Annotated in this window: 12 protein-coding genes and 1 pseudogene; 7 read left to right on the forward strand and 6 right to left on the reverse strand. The window is 40.7% G+C overall.

Annotated features, from left to right (window positions below; translation table 11 throughout):
* The first annotated feature begins 198 nt into the window (after window positions 1-198).
* The 3 genes from CVD23_RS18995 to CVD23_RS19005 all read left to right on the forward strand — a co-directional run bounded on the left by CVD23_RS18995 (window position 199) and on the right by CVD23_RS19005 (window position 3,881).
* Complete coding sequence (locus tag CVD23_RS18995; RefSeq protein ID WP_101577009.1) at window positions 199-1,542, forward strand: glycosyltransferase family 2 protein; 1,344 nt, start codon at window positions 199-201, stop codon at window positions 1,540-1,542.
* An 84-nt stretch (window positions 1,543-1,626) separates the two neighbouring features.
* On the forward strand, window positions 1,627-2,517 hold the full coding sequence (gene galU, locus CVD23_RS19000) for a UTP--glucose-1-phosphate uridylyltransferase GalU (RefSeq protein ID WP_101577008.1): 891 nt from the start codon (window positions 1,627-1,629) through the stop codon (window positions 2,515-2,517).
* Window positions 2,518-2,540: 23 nt separating this feature from the next.
* Entirely contained in the window at window positions 2,541-3,881 is a 1,341-nt protein-coding gene (locus tag CVD23_RS19005) for a UDP-glucose dehydrogenase family protein (RefSeq protein ID WP_101577007.1), read from the forward strand.
* A 45-nt stretch (window positions 3,882-3,926) separates the two neighbouring features.
* On the opposite strand, the gene treR is transcribed toward CVD23_RS19005, so the two are convergent.
* Complete coding sequence (gene treR / locus CVD23_RS19010; RefSeq protein ID WP_101666852.1) at window positions 3,927-4,643, reverse strand: trehalose operon repressor; 717 nt, start codon at window positions 4,641-4,643, stop codon at window positions 3,927-3,929.
* Window positions 4,644-4,862: 219 nt separating this feature from the next.
* Window positions 4,863-6,290 carry a PTS system trehalose-specific EIIBC component gene (gene treP / locus CVD23_RS19015; RefSeq protein ID WP_101666853.1) on the reverse strand — a complete coding sequence of 476 codons (1,428 nt, stop codon included), beginning with the start codon at window positions 6,288-6,290 and terminating at the stop codon, window positions 4,863-4,865.
* A gap of 290 nt (window positions 6,291-6,580) precedes the next feature.
* Between treP and CVD23_RS19020 the strand changes: the two genes are divergently transcribed.
* From CVD23_RS19020 to CVD23_RS19030, 3 genes and pseudogenes are all read left to right on the forward strand, one after another.
* Window positions 6,581-7,078 carry a GNAT family N-acetyltransferase gene (locus tag CVD23_RS19020; protein ID WP_101666854.1) on the forward strand — a complete coding sequence of 166 codons (498 nt, stop codon included), beginning with the start codon at window positions 6,581-6,583 and terminating at the stop codon, window positions 7,076-7,078.
* Window positions 7,079-7,100: 22 nt separating this feature from the next.
* Window positions 7,101-7,226 (forward strand): annotated as a pseudogene (locus tag CVD23_RS19025) (DinB family protein); the annotation flags it as partial.
* Window positions 7,227-7,254: 28 nt separating this feature from the next.
* On the forward strand, window positions 7,255-7,461 hold the full coding sequence (locus CVD23_RS19030; protein ID WP_101666855.1) for a DUF5316 family protein: 207 nt from the start codon (window positions 7,255-7,257) through the stop codon (window positions 7,459-7,461).
* 71 nt (window positions 7,462-7,532) lie between these two features.
* On the opposite strand, the gene CVD23_RS19035 is transcribed toward CVD23_RS19030, so the two are convergent.
* The 4 genes from CVD23_RS19035 to CVD23_RS19050 form a co-directional block, all read right to left on the reverse strand.
* Entirely contained in the window at window positions 7,533-7,760 is a 228-nt protein-coding gene (locus CVD23_RS19035; RefSeq protein WP_101666856.1) for a hypothetical protein, read from the reverse strand.
* Window positions 7,761-8,613: 853 nt separating this feature from the next.
* Window positions 8,614-9,048, reverse strand: coding sequence for a Fur family transcriptional regulator (locus CVD23_RS19040; RefSeq protein ID WP_101576999.1), 435 nt, complete (start codon window positions 9,046-9,048; stop codon window positions 8,614-8,616).
* A gap of 109 nt (window positions 9,049-9,157) precedes the next feature.
* Window positions 9,158-10,615, reverse strand: coding sequence for a catalase KatA (gene katA, locus CVD23_RS19045; protein ID WP_101666857.1), 1,458 nt, complete (start codon window positions 10,613-10,615; stop codon window positions 9,158-9,160).
* 328 nt (window positions 10,616-10,943) lie between these two features.
* Window positions 10,944-11,807 (reverse strand): TetR/AcrR family transcriptional regulator, encoded by an 864-nt coding sequence (locus tag CVD23_RS19050; RefSeq protein WP_101666858.1) that lies wholly within the window; start codon window positions 11,805-11,807, stop codon window positions 10,944-10,946.
* A 351-nt stretch (window positions 11,808-12,158) separates the two neighbouring features.
* On the opposite strand from CVD23_RS19050, the gene CVD23_RS19055 reads away from it, so the two are divergent.
* Entirely contained in the window at window positions 12,159-15,398 is a 3,240-nt protein-coding gene (locus CVD23_RS19055; RefSeq protein ID WP_101666859.1) for an efflux RND transporter permease subunit, read from the forward strand.
* The last annotated feature ends 98 nt before the right edge of the window (window positions 15,399-15,496 follow it).

Consider the following 15,496-nt stretch of genomic DNA (forward strand, 5'->3'; position numbering starts at 1 on the left):
CTAAGTTAAATAACAAAATGTTTCCGCTTCCAATCAGGTAAGATCAACAGTATTAATACACCGTGGTTAAAAAGAAGGGTTTTCTTAACGGTGAAAAACGTCGGATTGCTAAAAAACGCTGTCGTTATTAATCTAGTTTTGAAGTTGCCTGCCGAGAGCAGGGGAGATTGAAAATTTAATAGCGAGAGGAGAGTTACAATGTCAAAGGTTGTACAAGATTTATCAGCAGCCGAAATCCAGCAGATTACAACAGATAAAAAATTCTCATTGAAGGAGAAAACGTTTGTCATCACGCTTTTCATTTTCACTGTAGCTGCGCTTTTCTATGTGAACTGGACTGCATCAGATCAATTAAATTTAACGATTGGCCTTTACGGTTCAGTGATGATTGCTTATTTGTTAGGAAAAATGATTCTGTCATTTAAATACAAAACTTTCGACCTCGACCCTCCCGACTTAAAGGTGTCGGTTGTAATCCCTTCTTATAATGAAGAGCCTGAGGCGGTTCTTGGTACGATCAAAAGTATTTTAAAGCAGGATTACCCGATTCACGAAATCTTTGTGATCGATGATGGAAGCAAAGATATATCAGCTTATGAGGCTTCTCTTAAACTTAAAGAGACCCTTCATGCAAATATGACAGCAATCGAAGGCATCGATCCTGCGAGGCTGCCTGAATTGATTGTCCATCGTCTGCCGCAAAATAAAGGAAAGAGACATGCGCAAATCTGGGCGTTTGAACGAGCGACTGGTGACGTTTTTGTTACGGTTGACTCGGATTGTACCGTTTTTTCCAACGCGGTTCGCGAATTGTTAAAGCCTTTCAATGATTCAGAGGTTGCGGCCACAACCGGACATGTAAATATCCGGAACAGGACCGATAATCTATTAACAAGACTGATCGATATGAGATATGACAATGCGTTCCGTGTTGAGCGGGCAGCACATTCTGTGACAGGAAATGTTTTGGTCTGCAGCGGTCCTCTTAGTGCATATAAACGTAATATTATCATGTCAAACTTGGAACATTATGGTACACAAACATTTTTGGGCCAACAGGTGCAGCTTGGCGATGACCGGTGCTTAACAAACTATGCCATTCGCGAAGGGAAAACCATCTATCAATCAACAGCTCGCTGCATCACGGATGCGCCGACATCCCTATATACGCTGCTGAAACAACAGTCGCGCTGGAACAAATCTTTCTTTAGAGAAAGCTTAGTAGCATTGAAAATCGGTTTCAAAAAGCCAAATGTTTTTGTCTGGGTCATGCTTGAAATGTTCTTATGGCTCGCTTTCGGAGTGTCATTAATGATGGCCGTTTATATTACTTCAGCAACGATGGGTTGGATTATGCTGATTTACTATCTGGCGTATGTAACGATATCCGCCTATGCAAGGAACGTGTTTTATGCATACAAAAGGCCATTAACCTTCCTGCTTGCACCAGTTTACGGCATCTTGTTTTTAATCCTGTTATGCCCGCTCCGTTTCTGGGCATTGCTGACTTTACGTTCCACTTCATGGGGAACAAGAGGATAAAATGAACAATTGATCGGCTCGATTGAAAATATAGGCCTTTCACATCATTCTTAAAAGCTTATTTTAGAAGGAGGAGTTGTTTCTATGAAGGTTCGTAAAGCGATTATTCCAGCTGCAGGGTTGGGTACAAGATTTTTACCGGCGACAAAGGCCCAGCCAAAAGAAATGCTTCCGATCGTTGATAAGCCAACAATTCAGTATATTGTGGAGGAAGCAATCAACTCAGGTATCGAAGATATTCTGATTATTAGCGGTCGCGGTAAACGGGCCATCGAAGATCATTTTGATAAAGCTTATGAGTTGGAAGAGACACTCTATAAAAAAGAGAAGTACGACAAGCTTTCTGAAATCCAAAGTATTTCAAACCTGGCCAATATCCATTATATTCGCCAAAAAGAGCCAAAAGGGTTGGGGCATGCTATTCATTGTGCGGCAAGCTTTATAGGTAATGAACCGTTTGCGGTTTTATTGGGGGACGATATTGTCCGTTGTGAAACACCATGCCTTCAGCAGCTGATCGATGTTTTTGATAAACACCAGAATTCGGTTATCGGCGTGCAAGAAGTCGACCCAAAGGATGTTTCCAAGTACGGTATTATCGCTCCGTTAGGAAATAAAAATCCTGATGATGGAATCATCCCACTGGCATCCGTTGTCGAAAAGCCGCGCATTGAAATCGCACCTTCTAATTACGCGATCATGGGACGGTATATCTTAACACCAGAAATCTTTACGATTCTCGAAACACTGCCACCGGGTTCCGGTGGAGAGATTCAGCTGACAGATGCAATTCAAAAGCTAAATGAAAACGAAAATGTACTTGCTTATGACTTCGATGGCAAGCGATACGATGTTGGGGATAAATTTGGTTTTGTTAAAGCGACCATTGATTTTTCTCTTGAAAGAGAGGACCTTAATCAACAGGTGAAAACATATTTGAATGAACTTGTTGGCAACGAAAAGCTCGTCCATTAATCGTCTATAGGAGGGAAACTAATATGAAAGTATCAATCTTGGGAACAGGGTATGTAGGCTTGGTTACAGGTGTTTGCTTATCTGAGATTGGCCATGATGTAACTTGCATTGACATCAATCCGCATAAAATAGAAATGCTGAAAAAAGCAGAATCTCCCATTTATGAACCCGGCTTAGAAGAATTAATGAAGACCAACATTGAAAATGGACGGCTTCATTTTACAATGTCCCATAGTGAAGGACTCGCTGATGCCGAAGTCGTTTACATAGCTGTAGGAACACCGCAAAACGTAGACGGTTCCGCTGATTTAACTTATATTTTTCAGGCAGCAAAAGATATTGCGTCCCATATCAACCGAAATACTATTCTTGTCACAAAAAGCACTGTGCCAATAGGGACGAATTATAAAATAAAGGAACTGGTCTTAAAACATCTGCGCGCTAATATCACAGTAAATTTTGCTTCAAACCCTGAGTTTTTAAGAGAGGGATCAGCTGTATCGGACACATTTCATGGTGATCGAATTGTGATCGGTTCGGATAATGAAGCAACAGCTGATACGTTAGAAGCCTTGTATCAGCCATTGCAGATCCCTGTATTGAAAACAAGCATTTCTAGCGCGGAAATGATTAAATATGCTGCAAATGCTTTTCTTGCGACTAAAATCTCGTTTATTAATGAAATTGCCAATCTATCAGAAAAAGTAGGGGCAAATATTGAAGAGGTCGCTGAAGGGATTGGCAAGGATGACAGAATCGGAGCTAAATTTCTTCAGGCTGGCATCGGATATGGGGGATCGTGTTTTCCGAAGGATACTCACGCGCTTGTAAAAATATCAGAGGAATCAGACCATGACTTTCATTTATTGAAATCAGTGATTCAAATCAATGATTCTCAAAAATACCTTTTATACGAAAAAGCAAAAGAGAGATTTGGCTCTCTTGCAGGGAAGCGGGTCGCTTTTCTTGGGCTGAGCTTTAAGCCAGAAACTGACGATATTCGGGAAGCAGCGTCAATAGCTTTAGCGGAAAAATTAATGAATGAAAGTGCAGAGGTGATTGGGTACGACCCGATTGCGATAGAAAATGCTAAAAAGGTGCTGCCAGAAGGCGTAGTCTACACAGAAACAATCGAGGATGCGATTAAACATTCAGATATCGTGTTTATTTTGACTGACTGGAAAGAAGTTGTCCAAAAAGCATTAATTCTGACAAGTCTGTTCCATGAAGAACCAGTCATTTTTGACGGACGCAATTGTTATGCACTTGAAGAAGTGGAAAAATACAATGTTGAGTATTATTCAGTAGGAAGAGACGCAGTTCGACCAAAGACAGAAGAGAAACAGCTTGCGGCAGCGTTATAATTATTACAATGGTGACCACAATATTTTATTGAGGTCACCATTTTTTCATAAATGTGTTCTTCTTGCAAAGTCAACAAATCGGAATTTGTCCGGCCGGTGCCTTGATTCTGTATATTGAAAAAGGCTCGCGTCATCCAAATACACAAAGTTTTTAATGACAACAACATTATGATATCCGTCGAGGTCCAACAGTTTTCGGTCTTCAATGGTAGGTTCGACAACGACGATTTCTTTTTTGGCGAAACTGATCGTTAAGTTCAATTCATTTTCTAGATAATCGTAAATCGAGTCGGCGCAAATATCCTCTGTCAAAGAAGGAACGTGTTTTTTAGATATATAATCTTTATCCAAAATAATTTTCTCGCCGCCCATTTCCCTAGTTCTGACAATCTTCCAGACCTGTTCTTTGCTTGATAAATGAAGTTGTTGCTTAATATAGTTGTCAGGCTTGATTAAGGCAAGTTCATGGACAATCGTACTTGGTTTGTTCTCCATTTTATCTGCCAGTTCTTTAAAGCTGATCAGACCGGAAACGGGGAAATCAAACTTGTTGATGTCAATGACAATCGACCCTTTTCCACGGACTTTTTGAATATACCCGTTCTGTGAAAGCAGGTTCAATGCTTTTCTAATCGTTTCCCTTGATGTATCATATTGATCTTTTAATTCATGTTCAGAGGGGAGAAGGGTATTAGCCGGAATCTCCCCGTTTTTAATTTGTTCGACAATGCTGCTATAGATTGTTAGATACTTGTTAGTCATAAAGGATCCCCAATCAGTTTATTAAATAAATATTTCTTGTAAATCGGGATTATTTGAAGATGAACTTGCTAGGAGGATTGCTGTTTTTTAAAAGTTCCACACAACGTCAGCTTCACAAAATCCCCATCAGTAATCATACCATATTCTTTTTTTAATATGACATTTCACCTGAAAAGTAAAGCGAGGGAGAAACTTCTTCTCCCTCCCTTTTCGGTCCACTTACTTTCTATTAAAAGAAAATTTATTCATTCTTGTATTAGCAAAAACAATTGTCAAGATGATAGGAACAACAATTGCTACTAACGTGGCTACTGCAAACATGAGCCAGTGTCCAGCTTGGATAGATAAGATTCCCGGAAGACCGCCAACACCGATTGAGTTAGCCATAACGTTGCTGCCTACTGATACGACACCTGCGAACAGAGATCCAATCATCGCTGCAAGGAATGGGAAGCCGTATTTTAGATTGATCCCGAACATCGCTGGTTCTGTTACGCCGAGGTAACATGAAATCGCAGCCGGAATCGACACTTGTTTTTCTTCTTCATTTTTTCTGTTAATATAAATCATCGCTAGAACAGCTGAACCTTGAGCAATATTTGATAAGGCTATCATTGGCCACAGGTTTGTTCCGCCAAATTCGCTCATTAATTGAAGGTCAATCGCATTTGTCATATGATGCAATCCTGTAATAACAAGCGGTGCATAAGCAAAGCCAAAGATTGCGGCAAACAACCAGCCAAATGCAGATGTTAAGCTTGAATACACCACATCTGAGATGAAACTACCCATTGTCCAGCCGATTGGACCGAGGACAGTATGAGCAATTAAGACAGTTGGAATAAGTGCAAAGAATGGTACAACGATCATTGATATTGAATTTGGAACAAATTCACGAAGCTTGCGTTCTAAAAGGGCTAGCAAAAATCCGGCAAGAATCGCTGGAATGACCTGAGCCTGATAACCAATCATTTCAATTTCGGCAAAGCCAAAATTCCATGTTGGTATTGTGTCAGCACCGGCAACTCCATAAGCATTAAGCAACTGTGGAGATACGAGTGTGATACCAAGGACAATACCAAGTATTTGCGATGTACCCATTTTCTTTGTAATCGACCATGTGATTCCGACAGGAAGGAAGTGGAATACCGCTTCACCAATCAGCCATAAAAAAGCATGCACGCCAGCCCAGAACTGGGATACTTCAACAATTGATTTTGTACCATCTTCAAGCAATTTAATGTCTCCGATAACATTCCTGAAGCCGAGGATTAAACCACCGACGACAAGAGCGGGAATTAACGGAGTAAAAATATCAGCAAGATGGGCAATCATTCTTTGGATAACGCTCATATTTTGCTTGGCAGCAACCTTTGCCTCATCTTTTGAAGTACCATCAATACCTGCTAGTTTAGTAAATTCATTGTAGAAGGATGGAACTTCATTGCCGATAATGACCTGGAATTGTCCTGCTTGTGTAAAAGTTCCTTTTACAAGCTTTATAGACTCAATCTGACTTACATCAGCTTTAGCTGGATCATTTAATACAAAGCGCATTCTCGTCGCACAATGGGTAACGGCTGCAACGTTTTCTTTACCGCCAATGTATTCCAATAAATCCTTTGCAGGATCTGTGAACTTACTCATTTTTCTTCCCCCTGTTGAATTGGAATCACTCCAATTCTTTCTTTTAAATTTTCATACCCTTATACGTACAGGATAATGTGTGCGTTTACAAAAATATGAATCCTGTATATACAAGTATTTGGTTGCGTTTTCATTTTATCCTGTATATACAAATATGTCAACAAGGAAAAATATTTTTCAATCAGTCTTAATACTTTTTATCAGGAGTGCGCTTGTAGAAACAGAAATTTTTAGTTATCATTAAAATATGAATATTCCAAAAAATTCCTACGTTGGGGAAGAGGAACCTTATGATCTTGAGTACAGAAAGATTGAGCTTGCGGAAAATGAATAAAGAAGATGTTCAAAACCTAATGGAAATCTTTGCGGACCCGGAAGCGATGAAATTTTATCCTTCTACAAAAGACGAAAAGGCAACGATGGAGTGGATCGAATGGACATTAAGCAATTATTCGATTCATGGAACAGGTCTCTGGATAGTAGAACATAAAGAAACAGGGGAGTTCCTCGGACAGTGTGGTATTGTTCCCCAGGACATAGACGGGACAATTGAGATGGAAATTGGCTATTTGTTTGCCCGGCGCCATTGGGGAAATGGATATGCTACAGAAGCAGCCTCAGCTTGTAAAACATATGGATTTGACCAATTGAGGCTTCGAAAACTCATTTCTTTAATCGGTATCAATAATATTCCTTCTATTCGTGTTGCTGAACGAATCGGCATGAAAAAAGAAAAGAAAATGCACAAATGGGGCAAAGAAATCCTCGTATATGTTGTCACAGCATAAAAGTCTCAATGTGAACTGAATGATTTTTACGCATGAGAGTCACCATATCGGTCAGATGTCAGTATGGGCACGAGAAATAGGCAAAGAGCCAGTGACAGCAAACCTGATCGGGTTAAATATATTCAACAATGAAGACTGGAAATATTAATTAAGCCTTAGAGAGGGCGAATGCAGGGATGATGAAACTTTTTCTTATCGTTGGGATAGTTGGAATTATGATTTCAGGAATTTGTATGGGGGCATGGATTGACGGGCAACAGCAAAGAGCGAATTATTATTCAGAAACAACGGAGCAAAGAAAGGTAAGAACTAAAGTGGGCATATACGCGGGTCTCATTGGAATGATTTGCTTAGGTATTAGCGGGCTCATTTACTTTTTTTAGATCATTTCAGGATTAGAATGAAGCTGGCCGTTATTCCAATCCGAAATCACTTGAATCAGCAGCTTCCATGCTTATTGATTAATAAATCGGTTTAAGTAAGCAGCTGTATCTTCAAGGTCGGCAAATTGGTGAATTTTGTTTTCCTGAATGTCATGTAACTTAAAACGCTCCATTTCACTACAATATGTTAAGGAAACCACTTGTTCAGAGTCATTTGTAATCCTGTGGGAAACATTCGATTCAATGAAGGGAGTTTTCTGGAGCTCCTGAAGCAGTCTATTAATCGTTGATGAATTCATTTTTATACATCCCCTTTCCGGCAATTATGGACCTCAAAAAAATGATCCTATTAGAATAACTTTAACAGAAATCCTTATAAGAAAAAAGAAAAATCGTAATAAATTTTCAAAATTTTAGAAAAATTAAATGCTGGCTGGTAGGGGTCAGACCCACCTTTACAGGGCTGCGGCCAGAACTGGCCCAAGCTGTGATAAGTCTTCGCATCGACTTTAAAGAGATTCGAATACTTGGAACCTTAAAACAGGCTATGGCATCTATACAGAGTAGTTGAGCATAATGTATATGAAGAGTTATCGAGGAAATCCGAAAAGGCGGAGTCCGGGTTTTTGTATTCCTGATTCAGCTTTGCTGTTCTATTTAATGATGCAAGGATTTTCGCCTTTCATTAGCTGTTTTCCGGAACAGGGAAAGATGAGGAATTATTTAAAACAATCGGACAGAGGGAATGATTGTTGATAATGAAGAAATAGCTAGAAGAATACTTAATATACAAATTCCAGCATGAAAAATGAAGCAGAAATCATAAATTATCTGATTCCCGGCAAAGAACTTGTACAAATTATTTGGATTCAAGGAAATTAGACATATAGAAGTAGCATCTGGAACTTTTATAACTCTTTTAGGACATAAAAATGGTTAATCCCCATGGTTAATTTACTGCGATGAGTTTTTTTTCTGGAGTTATTGATAATACTCAAAACTTTGTTTTAATGCCTTTCAACTTAATTCCACATTGACATAGGATACTGTGCTTCAAGTATTTAATTTCTGATTGGCATTTTGGGCACAATATTTTTTGCGGGCTCATTGTTTTTCCTCCTTTTAGTAACTGTTTCCCTTTATAATTTTCAATTATGCTTGCCTGGATTTCTGGCAAGCCGTGCATAGACCGTAAATTTCCAATTCATGCAAGTGAATCGCGTAATGCGTTAATTTTGATGCTGCGTCCTCAATCTCTTTTAGCTTCGGATAATTAAAGTCCACAATCATTCCGCATGCTTCGCATATTACATGGTAATGGTCAGTATTCGCCAGTTCAAATCTGCTCAATCCATTGCCATACGGCAGTTCTTTTAAAATGTTTAAATGTACAAACAGTTTCACATTGTTGTAAATAGTCGCCAGGCTTATAAAAGGAAGTTCCCGGTGAATATCCTCAACAGTGGGGTGATTATTTAATGAAAGTATCGTTTTTAAGAGTAATATTCTTTGAGGTGTTATGCGTAAACCGCGTTCTTTTAAATAGGGAATTAGTTCTGTCACATGATCTTCTTCCACGATTAACATCCTCTTTGCTTTTTATTTTAAGAATAGGTATCCATTCATAAACAAATGGATACCTATTAATTGAGAAAATGAGAATTAAGTTGAGAATAGAAATGGAAAAACTAAGTAATTATTTTACTTCTTCAAGTAAAGAGATTCCGAGTCCTTCTGCAATACGTGTGCCGTACTCTGCATCCGCCTTATAGAAGTTCATGGTTGCGCGTCGCTTAATATCATCGCTTTCTACCGGCTTCATTGCACCAACGATGTTGGCAACTAAACGTGTGCGCTCATCTTCACTCATCAAACGGTACAGGTCACCGGCTTGAGTGTAATGATCATTGTGATCATAAGCTACGCTGTCAGCTTCTCCTGAAACCGCATATGGAGTTTGCTTATCTTCAGCTGATTCTGTTGGTCCGGCATAGCTGTTTGGCTCGTAATAAACAGAGCCGCCACCGTTGTTATCGAAGCGCATTTGACCGTCACGCTGATAGTTGTTCACTTCATTTTTTGCACGGTTGATCGGCAGTGCCTGGTGGTTCGCTCCAACACGGTAGCGGTGGGCATCATGGTAAGCAAACAAACGGCCTTGCAGCATTTTATCCGGTGAAGCTTCGATACCAGGGACAAATGTTCCAGGTGAGAATGTTGCTTGTTCAACCTCTGCAAAATAGTTCTCAGGGTTGCGGTTTAGAACCATGCGGCCAACTTCGATTAGAGGGTAATCTTTTTGAGACCATACTTTTGTGACATCGAATGGATCAAAACGATAAGTATTTGCATCTTCTAAAGGCATGATTTGTACATAAAGCTTCCAAGCAGGGAAGTCGCCTTTTTCAATTGCGTTAAACAGATCTTCAGTATGATAATCCGGATTTTCACCAGCAAGCTTGGCAGCAAGGTCTGTATCCAGGTTTTTAACACCTTGTTCAGTTTTAAAGTGGTATTTCACCCAAACGCCTTGTCCTTCAGCATTCACCCATTTGAATGTGTGGCTGCCGAAACCGTGCATATGGCGGAAAGTTGCCGGGATACCGCGGTCAGACATCAGGATTGTTACTTGATGTGTAGACTCAGGTGATAATCCCCAGAAATCCCATACTGCATTCGGGTTTTTTAAGTGTGTTTGCGGGTGGCGCTTTTGTGTATGGATAAAGTCAGGGAATTTAATTGCATCACGAATGAAGAAAACAGGTGTGTTGTTTCCAACTAGATCATAGTTTCCTTCTTCTGTATAAAACTTCACTGCAAATCCACGCGGGTCACGAACAGTATCAGCAGAACCGAGTTCACCGGCAACAGTAGAGAAACGAATAAACATAGGTGTGCGTTTGCCTACTTCTGACAGGAAGTCAGCTTTTGTATATTTTGAAACATCGTTTGTTACTTCAAGGTAACCGTGGGCTCCAGCACCTTTAGCATGGACAACACGCTCAGGAACACGTTCTCTGTTGAAGTGTGCCAGTTTTTCCAAGAGATGAACATCTTGAATCAACGTTGGTCCACGGGAACCGGCTGTCATGGAGTTTTGATTGTCGCCAACTGGCGCACCCCAGCTAGTCGTAAGCTTTTTATTATTATTCATCAAATCACCTCTTAAAGATTTTTATATTGCTAACTAGAATGATAACACTTTTCAATAAAAAATCAATACTTTTTTATAATAATTATAAATAGCGATTTTGGATTGAAAGACCCCGCTTGAAAATGGAGTTTTCCAGTAAATCAGGGTAAAATGGGAAATATATCAATCTAGTAAGCCGGAACAACATTATATATTATGATAGGAATTTTAATTTGAGTCATTGTAATGACTATCAAATGAATTCCTCAGACGAATTTTTAAGATAAATCTATAAAACCAATGAATCATACATAAAAACCATGCTAATTTGGCATGGTTTTTTCAGTGATTATTTAAATTGAAAGAACTTATTAATCAAATCCTCGAGTTCTTTTGTTCCGTTTTCATTTTTAAGATTGGCAAGCATGCCTTTAATAACAGGCATTCTTGGGGAATCAGACCGTATTTCTGATTCAAGCACATCAAGCGTGATATATAGATCTTCTGATTTATCCAGCTTCTGCTTCGTTTCGCTGATTTTTCTAATAAGTTCGGATTTATTTAGCTTTTTGCCAATAAAAGTATCACCCATAAGCTTTTCTTCGACAAGTGTCGGAGGCAGGATTGGCATTTCACCGGATTGAGCGAGCCCTTCAACAAGATTGTCAGCTCTGTTCATTATATATTGCGCCAGCGCATTTAAATCGATCTCCGCTTTATCAAACACAATAATTTCAAAATAGGAATGAAAAATGCTTTTTAGCATGACAGTTAAATCCCATACATGAGGGGCTGCTTTTTCCCCATAAATTGCAAGCAAAGACTCTTTAAAGAACTTGCTCGCTTCAAGCCTCATTTTTTGGATGAATTCGGCAATGGAATCATTGAAGGGAATAGCCTGCTCTCTTGCCTGCATGATGATGAACTCTTTATGCTGGATGATTTCATCATAATTGGTGATCACCTGCGCAAGAAACTTTTCGCGCGGCGGCAGGTTTTCTGCCTCAATTTGCTGGATCCGTGTTTGAATTCTTTCGTAATAATATTCAAAAATAGCCAAAAGCAAAGCTTCTTTTGATTTGAAATAGAGATAGAAGGCTCCTTTGGAAATTCCGCATTCATTGGCAATCTCCTGGATGGAGGTAGCATCAAATCCTTTAGAGGCAAATAGTTTTATGGCTGATTCAATAATGAGTACTTTTTTTTCTTTCATCCATCTCACCCGCTTCAAATCTTCGTCTATTTAAATTATGACCGTTTATTCCCGGAATATAAAGTTACACTTCCATGAATAATCTCATTTTTGCTATATGTGGCTTCACCAAACCCAAACCTTTATAGTAACCGCTGCAAATAAGGATCGATTGAATTAAATTTTTCAGTCTTAAGTCGTACTTAAAAATAAAGCTGAAGAACATGTTAACGGGAGTGCTGTAAAGGTATGGTTATTGTGCACCAGCTTTTTTGAAGGGAATTTTTTATTGACTTGTGACTGACTGGTCATATATATTATTAATGATTATGACCGGTCGGTCAAGAGAGAGTGTAAAATGGGGAGGAAACAATGAACAAGATTATTAATTTTTCGTTGAAAAATAAGTTTGCCGTCTGGCTGTTAACCATTATCATCACAGTGGCCGGACTTTATTCGGGGCTTAATATGAAGCTTGAAACGATCCCGAATATCACAATGCCGATGGTCAGTATCACGACTGTTTATCCAGGTGCAACTCCTGAAGATGTGGCGGATCATGTATCAGAACCGATTGAGAAGGCGATTCAAAACTTAAATGGAGTAAACGTGGTTAGCTCGACCTCCTTTCAAAATGCCTCCTCTGTGCAGGTGGAATATCAATTTGAAAAGGATATGGATGAGGCTGAACAGGAAGTCAAAGATGTTCTTGAAAGCCTTTCATTGCCTGATGGGGTAAATGATCCCGAGGTTATGAGAATTAACTTTAATGCATTTCCGATAGTGGCGATTAGTGCTGCAAATGAAAAGCAAACATTAACTGAACTGACAACAACGATTGAGGACGAAATTGTTCCTGCGTTGCAAGGTCTTGACGGTGTTTCAATGGTCCAAGTATCAGGTCAGCAAGTAGAAGAGGTCCAGCTCGATTTTAATGAGGAAAAAATGGCTGAGTACGGACTCGATCAGCAAACCGTACAAAGCGTTATCCAAGGCTCAAATGTTACTTTTCCATTAGGACTTTATAACTTTGAAGATTCACAGAAATCGGTTGTAGTAGATGGGAATATTACGACAATTGAAGATTTAAAAGCAATCGAGATCCCGCTCATTCCAGCCGGTAACGGAGCAGGAATGCCGCAAGGCGGCGAATCCGGCCAGGCGCCGGGACAACCTGGCGATGGAACGGGAATGCAGCCTGGCACTGGAGCCGGACAGCAGTCACCCGCACAGTCTGGCAGCGGAGCTGGCATTGGAATGGATGCCCAGCCAAGCAATACAGAACAGATGCAACCAGGTGCACAGCAAGCACTTGAACTTCCAACTATAAAGCTTGGGGAAATTGCTGAGATTAATGTAGTTGGGGAAGCAGAATCGATCTCCAGAACAAACGGCAAAGAAGCGATCGGCCTGCAGATTGTCAAGGCAAGCGACGCGAATACCGTAACAGTCGCTAACAATGTAAAAGAAGCGATCAAAGAATTTGAAGAAGACATTGACGGTCTTGAGATTGTCACAACGTTTGACCAGGCTACTCCAATTGAGGATTCTGTACAAACGATGCTTAGCAAGGCGATAACAGGTGCAGCCTTTGCAATCTTGATCATCCTGTTGTTTTTAAGGGATATCAAATCGACGCTTATCTCTGTTATCTCGATTCCGTTGTCATTATTGATTGCAATTCTATTATTAAACCAGCTCGATATCACCCTTAATATGATGACGCTTGGTGCGATGACTGTTGCGATCGGCCGCGTTGTCGATGATTCAATCGTTGTAATTGAAAACATATACCGCAGGATGTCTTTAAAAGGTGAAAAGCTGAAAGGGAAAGAATTGGTCAGGGACGCGACAAAAGAAATGTTCATGCCGATCATGTCGTCCACGATCGTCACAATCGCTGTCTTCTTTCCGTTGGCGTTAGTAAACGGAATGGTTGGCGAATTGTTTATGCCATTTGCGTTGACGATTGTCTTCGCTTTGCTGGCATCCTTGCTTGTCGCCGTTACAATTGTGCCGATGATGGCCCACTCGTTATTTAAAAAAGGCATCAATGAAAAAGCCCACCAGCATGCGGAAAAACCGGGGAGGCTTGCCGGCACTTACCGGAGAATTCTTGAATGGGCCTTGAATCATAAATGGATCACGTCTGGCATCGCGGTATTGATGCTGGTCGGAAGCTTGTTCCTCGTGCCGGTCATTGGCGTCAGCTTCCTTCCAGAGGAAGAACAAAAAATGATCATTGCCACATACAATCCTGCCCCGGGTGAAACTTTTGAAGAAGTTGAAAATCTCACATTGGAAGCAGAGGAATTTTTCCAGGACAGAGACGGGGTTAAGACAGTTCAGTTTTCCCTCGGTGGCGAAAACCCAATGAACCCCGGCGACACGAGCAGCGCCATGTTCTTTGTGGAATACAACAATGATACCGAAAATTTTGAAGCGGAAAAAGAAGCCGTTATTGCGAAACTGCAAGATAGGGACAATGCAGGAGAATGGGCTTCACAAAACTTTTCAGCAAGTGCCGGAAGCAATGAAATCGTCTTATTTGTATATGGTGAAAGCCTCGAGGACATCGAACCTGTTGTCGCCGATATCCAGGATATTATGGCTGAAAATAAAGATTTGAAAAATATTGATTCAAGTATTTCAGAAACATATGAAGAGTATACATTGGTCGTTAACCAAGAAAAGCTGAGCAAGCTCGGTCTGACGGCCGCCCAGGTAGGAATGGCATTGAGCCAGAATCAGGAACAGCCGGTTTTGACAAAGGTTGAAAGTGATGGCAAAGAGCTGAATGTATACGTCCATGAGGAAGAGGACAGCCTCAGCACTGTTGAAGAGTTAACAGGCAAGACGGTACAGTCCCCGCTTGGAACAGATGTTGCGGTTAGTGAAGTAGTCGAAATTCAAGAAGGAAACACGTCGGATACAGTGACAAGGAGGGACGGCCGAATCTATGTCCAGGTTAGTGCTGAACTGGGAACGGATGATGTAGCGCAGGCGTCTGCAGATGTCCAGAGCAAGGTCGACAAGCTTGAGCTTCCTGCCAACGCAGAAATAAATATGGGCGGCGTTACCGAAGATATCAACGAAACATTCTCGCAGCTCGGACTGGCAATGCTCGCCGCAATTGCAATCGTGTATTTAGTTCTGGTTATTACCTTTGGCGGAGGTCTCGCACCATTTGCGATTCTATTCTCGCTGCCATTCACGATTATCGGCGCGCTTCTCGGTTTGTTGGTCAGCGGCGAAACAATAAGTGTTTCCGCGATGATTGGCGCATTAATGCTGATCGGAATTGTTGTGACCAATGCGATCGTGTTAATCGACCGTGTTATCCATAAAGAGAATGAAGGATTAACAACAAGGGATGCGATTCTTGAGGCCGGTACAACCCGTCTCCGCCCAATTTTAATGACGGCGATCGCAACGATTGGAGCTCTTCTTCCTCTTGCAGTCGGAATGGAAGGAAGCGGACTGATCTCAAAGGGCTTGGGGGTAACCGTTATCGGCGGTTTAACAAGCTCAACATTTCTTACGCTGCTCATTGTTCCGATTGTATATGAGGCAATTCGGAAAATGGGCAGAAAAAAGAATAAGGAAGTGTAATTTAGGAGGGCACCTGATTTTCAGGTGCTCTTTCATTTGTGCGTGCCCAGCAAGCCGTTAATTGCTAGTTGGTGAAAGTCCAACCCGAGTAAGTGTCA

The sequence above is a fragment of the Bacillus sp. V33-4 genome, assembly GCF_002860225.1.
GTDB lineage: Bacteria > Bacillota > Bacilli > Bacillales > Cytobacillaceae > Bacillus_BJ > Bacillus_BJ canaveralius.

Excerpts from the sequence above, each read along its gene's own strand:
- CVD23_RS18995 (WP_101577009.1), top strand. The coding sequence starts at position 199 with ATGTCAAAGGTTGTACAAGATTTATCAGCAGCCGAAATCCAGCAGATT.
- galU (WP_101577008.1), top strand. The coding sequence starts at position 1,627 with ATGAAGGTTCGTAAAGCGATTATTCCAGCTGCAGGGTTGGGTACAAGA.
- CVD23_RS19005 (WP_101577007.1), top strand. The coding sequence starts at position 2,541 with ATGAAAGTATCAATCTTGGGAACAGGGTATGTAGGCTTGGTTACAGGT.
- treR (WP_101666852.1), bottom strand. The coding sequence starts at position 4,643 with ATGACTAACAAGTATCTAACAATCTATAGCAGCATTGTCGAACAAATT.
- treP (WP_101666853.1), bottom strand. The coding sequence starts at position 6,290 with ATGAGTAAGTTCACAGATCCTGCAAAGGATTTATTGGAATACATTGGC.
- CVD23_RS19020 (WP_101666854.1), top strand. The coding sequence starts at position 6,581 with ATGATCTTGAGTACAGAAAGATTGAGCTTGCGGAAAATGAATAAAGAA.
- CVD23_RS19030 (WP_101666855.1), top strand. The coding sequence starts at position 7,255 with ATGATGAAACTTTTTCTTATCGTTGGGATAGTTGGAATTATGATTTCA.
- CVD23_RS19035 (WP_101666856.1), bottom strand. The coding sequence starts at position 7,760 with ATGAATTCATCAACGATTAATAGACTGCTTCAGGAGCTCCAGAAAACT.
- CVD23_RS19040 (WP_101576999.1), bottom strand. The coding sequence starts at position 9,048 with ATGTTAATCGTGGAAGAAGATCATGTGACAGAACTAATTCCCTATTTA.
- katA (WP_101666857.1), bottom strand. The coding sequence starts at position 10,615 with ATGAATAATAATAAAAAGCTTACGACTAGCTGGGGTGCGCCAGTTGGC.
- CVD23_RS19050 (WP_101666858.1), bottom strand. The coding sequence starts at position 11,807 with ATGAAAGAAAAAAAAGTACTCATTATTGAATCAGCCATAAAACTATTT.
- CVD23_RS19055 (WP_101666859.1), top strand. The coding sequence starts at position 12,159 with ATGAACAAGATTATTAATTTTTCGTTGAAAAATAAGTTTGCCGTCTGG.